This is a genomic window from Streptomyces sp. 2A115 (assembly GCF_052245575.1).
GTDB lineage: Bacteria > Actinomycetota > Actinomycetes > Streptomycetales > Streptomycetaceae > Streptomyces.
The window spans coordinates 177,328-193,779 of sequence record NZ_JBQQCG010000004.1; the positions used below are offsets into that span (position 1 = coordinate 177,328).

Sequence of the window (16,452 nt, forward strand, 5' to 3'; positions counted from 1 at the left end):
CTCCTTAGCGGTCCTGTGCGGGTGGAGCGGTGGGGACGATCACGGCGTCCAGTGCGATCAGCCCGTCGGCGGTGAGACGCAGCGGATTGATCTCTATCTCGGCGGTGTCCGGGCTCGCCGCCAGGGCGGCGGCGAGCGCGGCGGCGACCCGTCCGAACTCGGCGCGGTCCAGTACGGGCCCGCCGCGCCAGCCGTCGAGCAGTGCGCGGGCGGCCAGGTCGTCGGGCATCGAGGCGGCCTCGACGGCGGACAGCGGGGCGAGTCGTATCGCCACGTCGGCGAGCGCCTCGGCGGCCGTGCCGCCCAGCCCCGCGAGGACGACCGGCCCGAACACGGGGTCCCGTCGCACGCCGAGCACGAGGTCGACGCCCGCCGGGGCCATGGCCTCCACCAGGTAGCGTTGGTCGGGACCGATGGCGTCCAGCGCCGCGTCGAGTTCGTCGGCGGTGCGCACGCCGAGGTGGACCCCGCCGATCTCCGTCTTGTGCAGGATCGCCGCGTCGAGCACCTTGACCGCGACGGGCCCGCCCAGCAGGCGCAGGGCGTAGTGGGCGTGGCCGCGGGAGTCGCAGGCGACGCGGTCCGGGGTGTCGATGCCCAGCCCGGTGAGGAAGGTCTTGGCGGCGTCCTCGTCCAGCCGGCCGGAAGGCACGGAGGCGGCGGCTGTCTCCGGCGCGGGCGCGTCGGCGCCCACGGCCCGCTGTCGCGCATGCGTCACCAGTGCTCGTACGGCAGCCGCGGCAGAGGCCGGTCCGGTCAGCGCCGGAATTCCCGCCTTGTGCAGCCGCGCCCGCTGCTCGGCGACGTCCTCGGGCAGGCCCCCGACGACCACGACGGCCGGGGAGTCCGCTCCGAGTCCGGCGTCCTGGGCGGCCGAGGCGAGGTCGACGCTGTCGGGCTCGGTCAGGGCGTAGACGGCGAGCAGGTCCACCGCCTCGTCCGCGGCCGTGGCGGCGAGTACGCGGGCGAAGGTCTCGGCGGGCCGGCCGGTGTCGACCGGATTGCGCTGGTAGGTGAGCGGGGGCAGGAGCTCGCTCAGCGTGCCCTGTGTGGCCTCGGTCAGCTCCGGCATCCGGATGCCGTCGGCCCCCGCGCGGTCGGCGAGCAGCAGTCCCGGCCCGGCCTGAGCGGTCACGATGCCGAGGCCCGGGTCCCGGTGGGGGCGCAGCTGGACGCGGGAGAGCGCGGTGAGCGCGTCCACCATCTCCCGTTCGTCGTCCACGACCACCGCTCCGGCCTGCCGCAGCGCGGCCCGCGTGATGCGCCAGGAGGTGGCGAGCGCCCCGGTGTGCGAGCGGGCGAAGTCACCGACGTCACTGCGTCCGACGACCAGCGCGACGACCGGCTTGACAGCGGCCAGCAGGCGTACGGCGTTCACCAGCCGCGGCCCGTCCGGAACCGTCTCCAGATGCAGCGCCACGGCCGTCGTACGACCGTCCCACACGAGGTGTGCCAGAACGTCCGCGGCGGTCACGTCGAGGCCTGCCCCGATGCCGACGCCGAGGCTGATCCCGTTCCCGGCGGCGACCAGGTCGAAGGAGAGCGCGTGATTGACGCCGCCGCTGGCCGCGACCACCGCGATGTCACCGGCCGGAATCTGTCCCGCCGCGGGCACGAAGCTTGCCGTGAGTCCCAGGTGGGGGGCGAAGAAACCGGAGGTGTTGGGGCCGAGGATCCGGATCCCGGTCTCCTGGGCCACGCGGCGAACCGCGTCCGCGTGTTCCTCGCCCTCCGGGCCCGCCTCGCCGAAACCGCCGGCGCAGACCAGCGCGGCACGGCAGCCGGCGGCGGCCGCTTCGGCGAGCGCGTCCGCACTGCCGGCCGCGGGCACGCAGAGGACGGCCAGATCGAGCCGTCCGGCGGTGTGCGCGACCGCTTCGGCGACCGAGGCGTACACGCCCGCGTCGGGGTCGGGACGGCGCGAATTGACCAGGCCACGGGCGCCGGGGAAGGCGGCCAGGGACCGGGCCATGGCGGCGCCGAGCTTTCCGCTCTGCCGCGAGGCGCCGATGACGACCACGCCCTCGGGCGCGAACATCGGCGTCAGGTTCATGGTCGTGCCTGCTTTGGCCTTCATGGTCATGCCTGCTCCTGTCCCACCAGATCGGCGCGCCCGGACAGCAGCAGCGTCTCGGCCCGGTCGTCGTCCATCCCGTCCTCCACGACCAGCACGGGTACGCCGTGCACCAGCCGGGCCTGCTCCGCGAGCAGCGACCGGGTGAACGGGGTTCCGCCCTGCACGGCGACCAGGTCCGGCGGTGCGTCACTGTTCAAGGCGTCGGCCAACTCGTCATAGATGGGAGGTAGTTGGGCCTCCGCATCCGGTGCGGTGAGCCACAGGCACCCCTCGGTACGCAATGCCGCGAGCTCCGCCGCGGTAAGCCGCCGTCCGTCGAACTCCCTGAACGGCGTGTCCAGGGGATCGAGACCCGCGTGCGCCGCCCGCCAGTCCCGTACGACCTGCTCGACGAACTCCGGGTCGCGGCGCGCGATCCGTTCCTTGCCGATGCTGCGGGAGATGAAGTGGAAGGCGAACCGCGTCGGCTCGAACGCGTCGTGATAGCGCCCGAAGTGCTCCCACCAGGACAGGCTCGGCCGGGCGGAGCCCTGGATCTTCTCCACCGAGGGCCGCCGCGCCGCCTCGTACGTCTCCAGGGCGCTCGGCAGGTCGTCACGGTGGGCGAGGAGGCTGTCGGCGAGTGCGACGGCGTCCTCCATCGCCATCTTGGTTCCGGATCCGACGGAGAAGTGGGCGGTGTGCGCCGCGTCGCCGAGCAGCACGACGTTGCCGCTGTGCCAGCGGTGGGTGCGCAGGGTGCGGAAGTTGCCCCAGCGCGAGTTGTTGACCAGCAGTTCGTGGCCGTCGATCTGCTCGGCGAAGAGCTTCTCCAAGTACTGCTTGCTCTTGCCGTCGCTCGGGCCCGGCGGCTGCGCGGTGTCGAACTCGTCGAGGCCGGCCCGCCGCCAGGACTCCTCGTCCGTCTCCACGATGAAGGTGCTGACGCCGTCGCCGATCGGGTAGCCGTGCACGGCGAAGGTGCCGTGCGGGCCGTGCTCGTGGACGAAGGTCAGGCCGTCGAAGAGGTAGTCGGTACCGAACCAGATGAACTTCGCGGTCGCGACCTCCACCTCCGGCACGAGCACGTCGGCGAGCCGGTCACGGATCCGGGAGTTCGCCCCGTCGGCGGCCACGATCAGGTCGTAGTCGGCCAGCTGCGCCGGATCCGCGGGGACCTCGTGGCTGAAGCGGAGCTCGACGCCGACCTCCTCGGCCCGCCGGCGCAGCAACTGGAGGAGGGTCTTGCGGGTGATGGCGGCCATGCCGTTGCCCCCGCACCGGATCCGCTGTCCCTTCAGCCGCACCTCGATGTCGTCCCAGTGCCGGCCGTCCTGGGCGAGAGCCGTGCGCAGCACCGGATCCGCCGCATGGATCGCGGCCAGGGTCGCGTCCGAGAACACCACGCCGAAGCCGAAGGTGTCCTCCGCGCGGTTCCGCTCGAAGACCGTCACATGGACCGACGGATCGGCCTGCTTGATGAGCGCCGCGAAGAACAGCCCACCAGGGCCGCCTCCCACGCAAGCGATCCGAGAAACCATGGTTCCTGCCTCCACGTCGAGTACAGGCCCAGACTCAGCCCGCGAACGTCTTGTGTCAATGGATACACGGACGTCAATAATTTGTTGCGCGTTGATGGGGTCGTTTCTTGTGCAGAGGCACGGGTTTTCCCAACCGCATGACCCGTCTTCTCGACGGCCGTCCGTGTGACATAGTCGGTTTCGTGAAGCCTCGATCGATCGTCTTCGACCTGTTCGGCGACTACGTCCGCTACCGCGGCGGCACCGCCCGGCTGCGCACCCTCAGCACGCTGATGGGCTGCTTCGGGGTCGGCGAGAGCACGGTGCGGGTGGTCCTCGCGCGTCTGCGCAAGGAAGGCTGGTTCGACGTGCGGCGCGAGGGCAGGGAGACGCTCTACGCGCTCAACAAGCGCAGCCTCCAGCTCCTCGACGAGGGCCGCTCACGCATCTTCGACCGGGCGCCGTCCGACTGGGACCGGCACTGGTACATGGTCATCTACTCGGTCCCGGAGACCGAGCGCGGCATCCGCGACCGCATCCGCAAGGAACTGGCCTGGCTCGGCTTCGGCCCGCTCGCTCCGTCCACCTACGTATCCCCGCACGACCGGCTCCAGCAGGTCCGGGAGAAGTTCGCGGACGAGCCGGCCGTACGCCTGGACACCCTGCGCTGCCAGTCCGGCGGGCTGCCCGTCGACCGCGAGATGGCGGCGCGCAGCTGGGACCTAGCCGCCCTCAACGAGGACTACCGCGAGCTGCTGCGCACCTACCGCAGCCGGATGCCGTCCTACCGGAACGGGCATCTGAGCCCCGAGGAGGCGCTGGTCGAACGCATGCGGCTGACGTACGACTACCGCAAGTTCCCCTTCCGGGACCCGGACCTGCCGACCGAACTCCTCCCGGCGGGCTGGGTGGGCCACGAGGCGCACGAGATGTTCCTGGAGGCCCACGAGATCCTCGGCCCTTCGGCAGAGTCCTACTACGACGAGGTGGCCGGTCCGCGTCCCGTCGAGTAGGGCACTTACGACAGGTGCCCCAGCTCCTGCGACGCCGCGGTCACCGTGCTCCGCAGCTCGCCGGTCACCTCGGCGAGGTGCTCCGGCGTGGCGAGGCTTTCGGGCAGTACGACGGAGACGGCCAGCGGCAGCGGGTCGTTAGCCGCGAAGACGGGCGCGGCGACCGAGACGATGCCCGGGATGACCCCGCTGTGCGTCACGACATGCCCCTGTTCACGGACCTGTGCCCGGGTCGCCGCGAGGCGCTCGGCCGGCCACTCGGCCTCCTTGCCGCTCAGTTCCCCGCCCAGCACCTCGCCGGTGAGGCTCTCGGGCAGGTGGGCCAGGAAGACCTGGCCCACGGATGACGTGAGCAGAGGAAGCGTGGCACCGACGCGCACCGTCAGGGGCAGCGGGCGGGTGCCGTATGCCCAGCTCACCACGATGGGCCCGCGGTCCCCCCAGACCGCGAGGTTCACGGAGTGGCCCGTGCGGTCCCGCAACTGCATCGCGTGGCCGCTCGCCACCGCCACCTCGTTGGTGCGGCGCAGCGACTCGGCACCTAGGCGGCGCATCGCGGCCCCGAAGTCGTAGAGACCGGAGGCGGGATCCTGCGAGGTCAGGCCGATGCGGCCGAGGCTGACGAGGTAGCGGTGCACCTTGCTGGGCTGCATCCCGCTGGCCTGCGCGATCGCCGAAAGGCTCAGCGCGCCGCCGCCGGTCTCCAGCGCCAGCAGGACCCGCATCGCCATCTCGACGGACTGGATGCCCTGACGCTCCCCGTTCTCCCTGGGGTCAGTCGTGGTCACAGCGCAGCCTTCTCCCCTGCCGGTGCATGAAGCGTTCAGCCTATCGAGGCGGCCGACCCGGCCTCCTCGCAAACAGATCTTACATTCACTATTGCGGAACGCATTACGTTCTGGTGAACTGCGTCAGCGGTGGCGTTCACCTCCCCACGACCGCCCCGCCGCACCGACGGCCCGTTTCGCAGCCGTCCGAGCCGCCTGTCCGACGGCGCACACACCCGCGCATGTCATCCCCATCGGCCACTCACACCGAGCCGGGCACCGCACCCCGACTGCACACGCCACTTCGATCGCGTACGAGATCCCGAGATCTCGAGAGATCCACCGAGGAGAACTCCGCAATGAAGCTGATCGCCCTCGAAGAACACTTCGTGACCCCCGATCTGGTGGGCCATGGCGCGTCCACCGCGTCCATCGCCCAGCCGAGCGCCTGGGCCGAGGCCTCCCGGCGGCTCCTCGACCTCACCGAGGAACGCCTCGACGGCATGGACGCCGCCGGCCTGGACATGCAGGTGCTCTCCCTCAACTCCCCCGGCATCCAGGCGGAGAAGGACCCGGAGGACGCCGTACGCCAGGCGGTCACGGTCAACGACTTCCTCGCCGGCGTCATCGCCGAGCACCCGGACCGCTTCTCGGGCTTCGGCGCCCTGCCCCTGCAGGACCCCAAGGCCGCGGCCGACGAACTGGAACGCGCGGTCACCCAGCTCGGCCTGCGCGGCGCCCTGGTCAACGCGCACACCAACGGGATGTACCTGGACGATCCCGCCCTGCGCGTCGTCTGGGAGCGCGCCGAACACCTCGGCGTACCGCTCTATCTGCACCCGGCCAACGGCGTCGACACCGCGCACGTCCTCTCGGGCCACCCCGAGCTGGTCGGACCGATGTGGAGCTGGGGAGTCGACACCGCCACCCACGTCCTGCGCCTGATCTTCGGCGGCGTCTTCGACGACTTCCCGAACGCCAAGCTGCTCCTTGGCCACATGGGAGAGGGGCTGCCGTACGTGATGTGGCGCATGGACTCCCGCTGGGAGTTCCACGCCCACCACGGCATCGAGCTCAAGCGCGAGCGCCCCTCGGAGTACATCCGCAACAACCTCTACATCACGACCAGCGGCGTCTGCTCCCCCGCCCCGCTGCTCACCGCCCTGCTGTCGATGGGCGCCGACCACATACTCTTCGGCACCGACTACCCCTTCGAGGACATGGGGACGGCCACGGCGTTCCTGCGGAACGCGCCGATCAGCGACGCCGACCGGCTCAAGATCGGCCACCAGAACGCCGAGAAGCTCCTCGGCCTCGCCCCCGCGGCAGCGTCCGCGTACGCCGGTGTCTGAGCAGAAGGGGCAGAAGGGAACGCACATGTACGACGTCGCCGTCATCGGGTACGGGCCCGTGGGCATGGTCACCGCGGCGCTGCTCGGCGAGGCAGGCCACAGCGTGGTCGTGCTTGAGCGCTACCCCACCCTCTACAACCTGCCGCGCGCCGCCATCTTCGACGACGAGACGATGCGGACGTTCGACCGCCTCGGCATCTCCGGCGGCCTGCTGCCCACGCTGCACGTCCAGCGGAACTACGAGTGGCGCAACGGCGCGGGCGAGCTGCTCATCGAGCACGACTTCGCCGCCGTCGGCGGCCAGGGCTGGGCGGAGTGGTACATGATGTACCAGCCGTACCTGGAGGACGCCCTCGACGGCGTGGTCCGCCGTCTGGAGAACGTCGAGATCCGGATGGACGCCCAGGTCACCGGAGTGCGAAGCACGTACGACGGCGTGGACATCCAGGTCGACGGAGACGGTGGGGGTGCCCCCGCGCGAGCGAAGCCGAGCGTGGGGGAGGTCGTCTCGGCCCGGTACGTCGTGGCCTGCGACGGCGGAAACAGCTTCACCCGGGGCGCGCTCGGCATCGGGCAGGACGACTACGGGTTCTCCGAGCCGTGGATGGTCTGCGACTTCCATCTGACCGGTGCCGCGGACATCCCCAAGGCCCGTCAGGTCTGCGACCCCGGGCAGCCGATCTCGATCATCTCGCTGGGGCCCAGGCACCACCGGTTCAGCTTCATGCTCGACTCCGAGGCGGACTTCCCCGTGGAACGGGAGCCCGACCGGGTGTGGGCGCGGGTCGCCGCCTACGTCGACCGGGGGCAGGCGGAGCTCGTCCGCGTCGCCACGTACACGTTCCGCTCACTCGTCGCGGACCGCTGGCGCAGTGGCCGGATCCTGCTCGCCGGGGACGCGGCCCACCAGATGCCGCCCTTCCTCGGGCAGGGCATGTGCTCGGGCGTCCGCGACGCCCAGAACCTGGCGTTCAAACTCGACGCCGTGCTGCGGGGCGCCGACGACGCGCTGCTCGACACGTACCAGAGCGAACGCGAGCCGCATGTGCGGACCATCATCGCCAAGGGCATCGAGCTCGGCCGCGTACAGACCATGCGCGACCCGGTGGCCGCCGCCGAGCGCGACGCCCGCCTGATCGCCCAGCGCGAGGCGAACGGGCGCCCGGACAAGATGCGCTTCCCGGGCCTCGGCCCAGGGCTGCGCGACGAGTCCCCGCAGGCAGGGCACCTGATGCCGCAGGGCCGGGTCGAGTCGCACGGCTCCGAGGGCCTCTTCGACGAGGTGCTCGGCCGTGGCTTCGTCCTCCTCGTCGACGGCCGCGACGGCGCGTGGCTCGACGCCTCGGCCACCGAGCAGGCCACCGGGCTCGGCGTGGCCGTTCACCACCTCACGGACCGCCGTCTCACCACCGAGGGGATCACCGATGTCGGCGGCGTCTACGGACGCTGGTTCGACGAGACCGGCCGCGCCGCCGTTCTGTGGCGGCCCGACTTCTACATCCTCGGCACCGCGGGCGTCCCGTCCGACGTCCCCGCGCTGTTCAGCACACTTGCCATGGCAGTCGAGCCCGTACAGGCTCCTGCCACCGTCGGAGAAAGGATCCGGCCATGACCGCACCGACCGCGATACGCCCGCGCGTCCGCAGAGTGTCCGCCACCACGTTCATGCTGATCGCCGCCTGGGTCGTCGCGTCCCTGGAGGGCTACGACCTCGCCGTGTACGGCGTCACCGTCCCCGCCATGCTCGGCGACCCCTCGCTCGGGATCGACAAGGCCGAGGCCGGCACCATCGGCTCGCTCGTCGGCATCGGGATGCTGTTCGGCGCGGCCTTCGCCGGCGCCTTCGTCCACCGCACCGGTCCACGCCGGCTGCTGCTCGCCGGGACCGTCGTGTTCTCGCTGGGTATGGCGGTCTGCACGGTCGCCGGCGGTGTCGCGTCCTTCGGCGCCGGACGCCTGGTGGTCGGCCTCGGCCTGGGCGTCGTACTGCCGACGATCAACGCCTTCGTCGCCGACCTCAGCGAGCCGGCCCGCCGCAGCCGCAACGTCACCCTGATCATGAGCGGCTACGCGGCCGGGGCCCTGCTCTCCCCGCTGCTCGGCACCGCGATGCTCCCCGACGTCTCGTACCGCTGGATGTACGTCATCGGCGTAGTCCCGGTGTTCCTGGCCATACCGCTCGTCCTCCGGCTCCCGGAGAGCCCGTTCCATCTCAGCCGTACGGGCCGGACGGCCGAGGCGAGGGTGGTGGAGGAGCGGCTCGGCCTCGCTCCGTCGGACGCCTCCCCGACGTCGGACCCGGGTCGCTGGCTCGGTCTGCGGCCGCTGCTGACGGAGGGGCTCGCGGTGTCGACCGTGCTGTTCTGGGCGATGTCCTTCTGCGGTCTCCTGCTCGTCTTCGGCATCAGCGCCTGGCTGCCCAGCATCATGCAGGCCGCGGGCTTCTCGCTGGGCTCGGCGCTGATGCAGACGGCGGCCATGTGGCTGGGCGTCGGAGTCGGTGCCATCGTCGGCGGCCGCGTCGCCGACGCGCTGGGCGCCAAGCGCGTGGTGGTCGTCGCGTTCCTGGTCGGCACCCTGAGCCTGGTCGCCATGAGCACCCGCCCGCCGACACCCGTCATGTTCGTGCTCATGTTCATCAGCGGATTCGGCTTCATCGGCTCGCAGATCCTGGGCAACGCGTTCATCGTGACGCGCTATCCGGACGCCCTGCGGGGCAACGGCCTCGCGTGGGCCCTGTCGGTGGGGCGGTTCGGGGCGATCGCGGGTCCGTCGCTGGGCGCGTTCGTCCTCAGCTCGGGTGCCGGCGTCGAGTGGGCCTTCTACGCCTTCGCCGTACCGGCGCTCATCGGGGCGTTCGCGGCGGGCGCCGTACCCCGGATGCGAGCGGCGACGGCGTGACGCGAGTCGTCTACGAGTCCTGGGGCCAGCGGGTCGTCTTCGGCTCCGGTACCGCCCGCCAGGACGTGGCGGCCGAGGTCACCGGACTCGGCGCGCGCCGGGTCCTGGTGATCGCGGCCGAGGGGGAACAGGCCCTGGCCGAGGACATCTGCGAGGACGTCCCGGTCGTGGCGGTCTTCGGCGGTGTCAGGCCGCACGTTCCGGTCGACGTGGCACAGGCCGTGCGGGCGGCCGCCCGCGAGCACTCGGCCGACCTGCTGCTGAGCGTCGGCGGGGGGTCGACGACGGGCACCGCGAAGGCGGCGGCGCTCACCACCGGGCTGCCGGTCCTCGCCGTCCCCACGACGTACGCCGGCTCCGAGGCGACCCCCGTCTGGGGCCTCACCGAGGACGGCCACAAACGCACCGGCGTCGACCCGAAGGTGCTCCCCCGCGTCGTGGTCTACGACGCCACGCTGATGCTGTCGCTGCCGACCAGGCTGTCGGTGACGTCGGGGCTCAACGCGCTCGCCCACTGCGTCGACGCGTGGTGGGCGCCGCGGCACAACCCCATCAGCTCCGCGCTGGCCGTCGAGGGTGTCCGGTCGCTGGCGTCGTCGCTGCCGCGCATCGTCGCCGACGGCCAGGACGTCGAGGCGCGCCGCGAGATCCTCTTCGGCACCTACCTCGGGGCGGTCGCCTTCGCCGGGGCCGGTTCCGGACTGCACCACAAGGTGTGCCACGTCCTCGGCGGCGCGTACGACCTCGAACACGCAGCCCTGCATTCCGTGGTCCTGCCGCACGTGGTCGGCCTCAACCTGCCCGCCGCACCCGACGCGGCCCGGCACCTCGGAGCAGCGCTCGACGAACGCACCGACCCCTTCGGTGCGCTGCTCGCCCTCTACGCGCGACTCGAACCCCCGCGCGCCCTGGGCGGGTTGGGACTCGCGGAAGCGGAACTCGACCGGGCCACCGACCTGGTCATGGCTCAGGTGCCGGACTCCAACCCGCGCCAGGTGACCCGCGACGAGATGCGCGGGCTGCTGGGGCGCGCATGCCGCGGCGACACACCGGTGAGGGTCCCTCTGACCGCCCTTCGCACGGAGGAGCACCCCCAATGACCGAACTGACCGCATCGACCGCATCGACTGAACAGGAGGTGACCGACAAGGTCGTCGCGAGCTTCGACACCGCGAAGGACCAACGGTTCCGGGAGGTGATGCAATCGCTCGTGAGGCACGCGCACGCGTTCGTGCGCGAGACCAGGCTCACCGACGCCGAATGGGGCGCGGCGATCGAGTTCCTCACCGCGGCCGGTCACATCACGACCGACACCCGCCAGGAGTTCGTCCTGCTCTCGGACGTCCTCGGCGTCTCCATGCTGACCGTCGCCATCAACGAACCGGACCTCAACAAGTCGACGGAGTCCACGGTCCTCGGCCCGTTCTTCGTCCAGGACTCGCCCGAGATCGAGCTCGGCGGGGACATCTCGGGCGGCGCGAGCGGTGAGCCGTCGTGGGTCAGCGGCCGGGTCACGGACACGGACGGCACCCCGGTCGCCGGGGCCCGCGTCGAGGTGTGGGAGGCCGACGACGACGGCATGTACGACGTCCAGTACGACGACGGGGCCCTCGCCGGGCGCGCGCACCTGTTCACCGACACCGAGGGCCGCTACCGGTTCTGGGGGCTCACCCCCACGCCGTACCCGATCCCCGACGACGGCCCCGTCGGCCGGCTCCTGGGCCACGCCGGCCGCTCACCGATGCGCGCGCCACACCTGCACTTCATGGTGACGGCACCGGGCTTCCGGCGTCTGATCACCCATATCTTCGTCGCGGGCGACCCCTGCCTCGACGCCGACTCCGTCTTCGGCGTCAAGCAGTCCCTCATCCGCCCCTTCGACCGTCACGAGGCCGGAACGCCGACGCCGGACGGGCGAAAGCTGGAGGGCCCGTGGACGGCCACGACCTTCGACATCGTCCTCAGGAAGGAGTAGGACCTGCCTCCGGAAGGAGCTGTCGCGCGCGGATCGGCGCCCTGATGCGGGTTCCGCGCGGCTTCCCCGAGTCCCACGCTTCCCGGGGCGTGGACGGTGCATGCCGCGAACTCGCCGCCGATTTGATCGATTGATCGCTACCATGGACCCATCGCGCGAAACCCGATCGTGCGAGCCGTCGTGCGGTCGAGCCCGGGCGGCGCGGCCGACGTGGGTGAGAGCGGTGGGGACATGCGGGAGTCGGCGGAGAAGCGGCAGAGCCGGATCGCGGAGGTGGTGCGGGGCCGGGGCGTCGCGCGCATCACCGATCTCGCCGACGAACTCGGCGTCTCCGTCGTGACGGTGCGCCGGGACGTCGAGGACCTGGCCCGGCGCGGGGAGGTGCGCCGCGGGCACGGGGTGGCGCGTTCACTGCGGCCGGTGCCCGAGGAGGTCACCGCCGGGGGCGACGCCGTCGCCATGGTCGTCCCCGAGAGCAACACCTATCTCACCGAGGCCGTGCAGGGCGCTCGGGAGGCCGCGGAGAAGGCCGGTCTGCGGCTGGCGCTGCACATCTCCGCCGGTGACAGCGGGTCGGAGCGCGAAGCGGTGCGCCAGGCAGTGGACGCCGGGGCACGCGGGCTGCTGCTGTCGCCGCACTGGCGCACACGGGCGGAGGCGGAAGAGGACCACTCGTGGCTGACCGCCCTGGACGTCCCCACGGTGCTGGTGGAGCGGCGCCCCGCACGGGCCGGCGGGATCTACTCGCTGGACAGCGTGCGCTCGGACCACGCGTACGGCGTGCACCTGGCACTCGGGCACCTGGTCGGCCTCGGGCACCGGCGGATCGTGCTGGCCGCGCGTGACGACAGCCCCACCGCACGGGTCATCCGCGCGGAGTTCGCCGAGCAGACCGCCGCCCGGGGACTCGCCGAGGGGTGCTCCACGATTCTCAGCTCGAGCACCGCGGGTCCCGACCCGCGCGTCGCCGACCCGCGGGCGGTCGACCTGGCCGAGGTGGTCGGGGAGGGCGGCGCGACGGCCGTGCTGATCCACAGTGACATGGACGCGCTGATGCTGGTGCAACGGCTGCAGACAGCGGGCATCGACGTGCCGGGACGCTGTTCGGTGGTCGCGTACAACGACGTGGTCGCCGACATGGGACCGGTCCCGCTGACCGCGGTCGCCCCGCCCAAGGCGGAACTCGGCCGGACCGGGGTCGAGTTGCTGCTGCGCCGGCTCGACATGGCCCGCGGCGGGCTTCGGCCCGGTGCCACCCGCCATCTGGAACTGCTGCCGACCCTGGTGGTCAGGGAGTCCACGGCTCCGCCGGCGGCCTGATCCCGTCCGGGGGCCACCCGACATTCCGGCGCCTGCACATGTGACGTCTGTTCGTTTGACCGCTTTAGTTTCTTCTGTTCGATGTATTGACGCCTTTTTCGTCTGCCGCTCAGGATGCCCGTAACCCAGCAACGACGCGGGAGGGCCCATGCCTGGTCGACGCCCAGCAGCCAGACGCGCACGTGCGGCCGTGACAGCGCTGCTCACGATCTTCGCCATGCTGCTGGCGGCGGGCTGCTCCGGCGGCGGGAAGGGGGACGGTGCCGGAGACGGGCCGGTGCATGTCACCTTCTGGTCGGCGCTCCGTGGCAGCCAGGAGGTCGTGGACGAGTACAACCGCACCCACACCAGGATCAAGGTCGACTTCGAGCAGGTTCCCTCGGGCGATCAGGGCGGCTGGGCCAAGCTCAGCAATGCCGCACGGGCGGGCAACGCCCCTGATGTCGCCACCATCGAGTACCCCCAGTTGCCCAGTTACGCCATCGACGGTGTGCCCCGCGACATCACCAAGTTGTTGCCCGACTCGGTGCGCCGCAAGATCCTGCCGCAGGCGATGGACCTGACCACGTTCGAGGGGCGCACCTACGCCCTGCCGGTCGACATCGAACCCATGGTCTTCCTCTACCGCAAGGACCTGTTCACCAAGTACGGCATTCCTGTCCCCAAGACCTGGGCGGAATTCGAGAGTTCGGCCCGCAAGCTGAAGAAGGCCCGGCCCAGCTCCCGTATCGCCAGTCTCTTCACCACCGGCGGCACGCTCGCCATGGCCGGCCTCGCCTGGCAGGCCGGCGCGCAGTGGTACGACACCTCCGCCACGTCCTGGAACGTCTCCATGGACGACGCCCCCACCCGCAAGGTCGCGACGTACTGGCAGCGCATGGTGGACGACGACCTGGTGCGTGTCGAGCCCGCGTCCAGCCAGCAGTGGCGGGCGCATCTGCAGAGCGGCGAGACGGCCGGCTGGCTGGCGGGCGCCTGGGCCGCGGGCTCGATGATGGCGTCCACACCGGGCGGCAAGGGCAAATGGGCCATCGCACCCTCCCCGCAGTGGGACCCGAGCAAGCCGTCGCTGGGCACTCAGGGCGGCTCGACCTTCATGGTCACCAAGGACAGCAAGTACCCCAAGGAAGCTCTGGAGTTCATCACCTGGATGGTCACCAGCCCGGACGCGCTGCGCGCCAAGCTCTCCAGCGGGGTCAGCAGCGCGTATCCGACCGTGCCCGACCTGGTTCCGGTCGCCCGCAAGGAGATGGACACCAGCTACTACTCGGGCCAGGACATCTTCGGTCTCTTCCAGAAGCAGGCCGAGCTGATCTCCACCCGATGGAAGTGGGGGCCGCGCATGGTCTCGACGATCAGCTCCGGCGACGACGGGCTCGCGCGGGCCGGCGCCGGCAGCGGCACCATCCTGGAGGCCCTCCGCGAAGCGCAGAGCAAAACCCTGCCCGACCTGAAGAGCCTCGGTCTGTCCGTCACCACCCGCTGACCGGCCGCCGCGTCACACCACGCCGCACGCCACCCCCTTAGCACCCCCTTAGCACCCCTCAAGAGCCACACATCAGGTTGGATCCGAGGTGCATCCGTGAGCACAGTGATGACTTCCACCAAACGGACGGGGACCACACCGCCACCCGCGGACCCCGCCCGCACCCGCAGAGCCGGACGCCGACAGCAGACGCTCGCCTACGTCACGCTCCTCGCCCCGTTCACGGCCTTGCTCGTCGCCGTGTTCCTCGTCCCCGTCGGCTATGCCGTCTACCTCAGCTTCTTCTCCGAGGACCACGACGGCCTCGGCTTCGGCGGCGGTCGCACCATCTTCACCGGACTGCGCAGTTACCTCGCCGTGCTGGAGGACCCGAGCTTCATCTCCGGGTTCGGCTCCATCGCCCTGTACTGCGTGATCTTCGTCCCGCTCGTGGCCGCCGGCGCCCTCGGCCTCGCCCTGCTTCTCGACTCCGGGCTGATCCGGCTGCGGCGCACCGCGCAGATGCTGCTCTATCTGCCGCACGCCGTGCCCGGCATCATCGCGGCGGTCATCTGGCTGTACCTCTACACACCGGGGCTCAGCCCAGTCATCAAGCTCTTCGCCCAGGCCGACATCACCATCGACTTCCTGGGCCTGCACACCGTGCTCCCGTCGATCGTCAACATCGCCCTGTGGAGCGGCCTCGGCTACAACATGGTGATCTTCTACGCCGCACTCCAGGCGCTGCCGCGCGAGGTGCTGGAAGCGGCCCGGATCGACGGGGCGGGAGGCGTGCGCACCGCGCTTCAGGTCAAGGTCCCCATCATCAGGGGATCCGTCCTCATGGTGTGCATGTTCTCCCTCATCGGCGCGCTGCAGTTGTTCACCGAGCCCATGCTGATGAACCAGGCGACGCCGATGGTCAACTCCCGCTTCACACCGAACATGTACATCTACGACGCGGCCTTCCGCCGCAACAACTACGGACTCGCCTCCGCGGCCTCCGTCATCCTCCTCGTCGTCACCTGCGCCCTGTCGTTCGCGGTGACCCGATGGGCCGGCCGCCGGGAACGGAGCGCGACATGACCACGACGACTTCCCCGACCCCCGCCACCACATCCGGCGGGCCGCCGACCAAGCCGCTCGGCCGCCCCTTCGGCAAGTCCGCGCTGACCAGCCGCGGCTTCGCCAACGCCGTCGTGCTGATCGCCGCCCTCTACACCATGTTGCCCGCCCTGTGGCTGCTGTTCGCGTCCACCAAGAACGCCGACGCCCTCTTCGGCAGCGACATCTTCTCCCTCGGCGACTTCTCCCTCTCCCGCAACCTCTCCGACCTCTTCGCCATGGACGGCGGCCTCTACGGCGAGTGGTACCTCAACAGCCTGCTGTACGCGGTCGTCGGCGCACTGGTCGGTTCCCTCATCAGCGTGTCCGCCGGGTACGCCTTCGACAAGTACGAGTTCCGGCACAAGGAGAAGCTGTTCGGCCTCGTCCTCACCGGCGTCATGGTCCCGCAGACCGTGCTGGCTCTCCCGCTCTACCTCGTGGCCTCCGAGATCGGCCTGGTCAACACCTTCTGGGCGGTCTTCATCCCCGTCCTGTTCAACCCCTTCGGCGTCTACCTCGCCCGCCTGCTCAGCAGCGGCTACGTACCCAACGAGGTGCTGGAGGCGTCCCGCGTGGACGGAGCGGGCGAACTGCAGACGTACGTGCGCGTCAGCCTGCGCATGCTGGGCCCCGGCTTCGTCACCGTCTTCCTCTTCCAGCTCACCGCCATCTGGAACAACTTCTTCCTGCCCATGGTCATGCTCTCCGACCAGCACCTGTATCCGCTGAGCCTCGGGCTGTACACCTGGAACAGCTCCGCCACCGTCTCGCCCGAGTACTACCCGCTCGTCGTCATCGGCTCGCTGCTCGCCGTCGTGCCACTGATCGTCGCGTTCGTCGCTCTGCAGCGCTACTGGAAGTCCGGCCTGACCGCCGGAAGCGTCAAGTGATCCGCAAGGAGCCCCAGTTGACCCGTAGGAGCGTCACGTGACCCACCCCGACCTCCGGCCCCGTCCACGCCCGCGCGCCGTGCTCG

The 16,452-nt window shown here is 70.8% G+C and carries 13 protein-coding genes; 10 read left to right on the forward strand and 3 right to left on the reverse strand.

Annotation, left to right across the window (positions count from 1 at the left end; translation table 11 throughout):
- Positions 1-4: 4 nt before the first annotated feature.
- The gene (locus ACTWQR_RS05420) at positions 5-2,083 is read right to left on the reverse strand and encodes an acetate--CoA ligase family protein (RefSeq protein ID WP_443225731.1); all 2,079 of its coding nucleotides are present in this window, start codon (positions 2,081-2,083) and stop codon (positions 5-7) included.
- Positions 2,080-3,597: an FAD-dependent monooxygenase gene (locus ACTWQR_RS05425; protein WP_443225732.1), complete on the reverse strand. Its 1,518-nt coding sequence runs from the start codon at positions 3,595-3,597 to the stop codon at positions 2,080-2,082. Before ACTWQR_RS05425 ends, ACTWQR_RS05420 begins: the two co-directional genes overlap by 4 nt.
- 182 nt (positions 3,598-3,779) lie before the next feature.
- Here ACTWQR_RS05425 and ACTWQR_RS05430 point away from each other — a divergent pair, with 182 nt between their 5' ends.
- Complete coding sequence (locus tag ACTWQR_RS05430) at positions 3,780-4,589, forward strand: PaaX family transcriptional regulator (RefSeq protein WP_443225733.1); 810 nt, start codon at positions 3,780-3,782, stop codon at positions 4,587-4,589.
- 5 nt (positions 4,590-4,594) lie between these two features.
- On the opposite strand, the gene ACTWQR_RS05435 is transcribed toward ACTWQR_RS05430, so the two are convergent.
- Positions 4,595-5,377: an IclR family transcriptional regulator gene (locus ACTWQR_RS05435; RefSeq protein WP_443225734.1), complete on the reverse strand. Its 783-nt coding sequence runs from the start codon at positions 5,375-5,377 to the stop codon at positions 4,595-4,597.
- Positions 5,378-5,715: 338 nt separating this feature from the next.
- Between ACTWQR_RS05435 and ACTWQR_RS05440 the strand changes: the two genes are divergently transcribed.
- The 9 genes from ACTWQR_RS05440 to ACTWQR_RS05480 all read left to right on the forward strand — a co-directional run bounded on the left by ACTWQR_RS05440 (position 5,716) and on the right by ACTWQR_RS05480 (position 16,366).
- Entirely contained in the window at positions 5,716-6,708 is a 993-nt protein-coding gene (locus ACTWQR_RS05440; protein WP_443225735.1) for an amidohydrolase family protein, read from the forward strand.
- Positions 6,701-8,320, forward strand: coding sequence for a bifunctional 3-(3-hydroxy-phenyl)propionate/3-hydroxycinnamic acid hydroxylase (locus ACTWQR_RS05445; RefSeq protein ID WP_443225736.1), 1,620 nt, complete (start codon positions 6,701-6,703; stop codon positions 8,318-8,320). The genes ACTWQR_RS05440 and ACTWQR_RS05445 overlap by 8 nt, the downstream gene beginning before the upstream one ends.
- A complete protein-coding gene (locus ACTWQR_RS05450; RefSeq protein ID WP_443225737.1) occupies positions 8,317-9,609 on the forward strand; it encodes an MFS transporter in 1,293 nt (430 codons plus the stop codon). Before ACTWQR_RS05445 ends, ACTWQR_RS05450 begins: the two co-directional genes overlap by 4 nt.
- A complete protein-coding gene (locus ACTWQR_RS05455; protein WP_443225738.1) occupies positions 9,606-10,709 on the forward strand; it encodes a maleylacetate reductase in 1,104 nt (367 codons plus the stop codon). Before ACTWQR_RS05450 ends, ACTWQR_RS05455 begins: the two co-directional genes overlap by 4 nt.
- A complete protein-coding gene (locus ACTWQR_RS05460) occupies positions 10,706-11,584 on the forward strand; it encodes a dioxygenase family protein (RefSeq protein ID WP_443225739.1) in 879 nt (292 codons plus the stop codon). Before ACTWQR_RS05455 ends, ACTWQR_RS05460 begins: the two co-directional genes overlap by 4 nt.
- A gap of 231 nt (positions 11,585-11,815) precedes the next feature.
- Entirely contained in the window at positions 11,816-12,904 is a 1,089-nt protein-coding gene (locus ACTWQR_RS05465) for a LacI family DNA-binding transcriptional regulator (RefSeq protein ID WP_443225858.1), read from the forward strand.
- 148 nt (positions 12,905-13,052) lie between these two features.
- Complete coding sequence (locus ACTWQR_RS05470; protein WP_443225740.1) at positions 13,053-14,390, forward strand: ABC transporter substrate-binding protein; 1,338 nt, start codon at positions 13,053-13,055, stop codon at positions 14,388-14,390.
- 108 nt (positions 14,391-14,498) lie between these two features.
- On the forward strand, positions 14,499-15,455 hold the full coding sequence (locus tag ACTWQR_RS05475; RefSeq protein ID WP_443225859.1) for a carbohydrate ABC transporter permease: 957 nt from the start codon (positions 14,499-14,501) through the stop codon (positions 15,453-15,455).
- Positions 15,452-16,366 carry a carbohydrate ABC transporter permease gene (locus ACTWQR_RS05480; RefSeq protein ID WP_443225741.1) on the forward strand — a complete coding sequence of 305 codons (915 nt, stop codon included), beginning with the start codon at positions 15,452-15,454 and terminating at the stop codon, positions 16,364-16,366. The genes ACTWQR_RS05475 and ACTWQR_RS05480 overlap by 4 nt, the downstream gene beginning before the upstream one ends.
- Positions 16,367-16,452 lie beyond the last annotated feature (86 nt).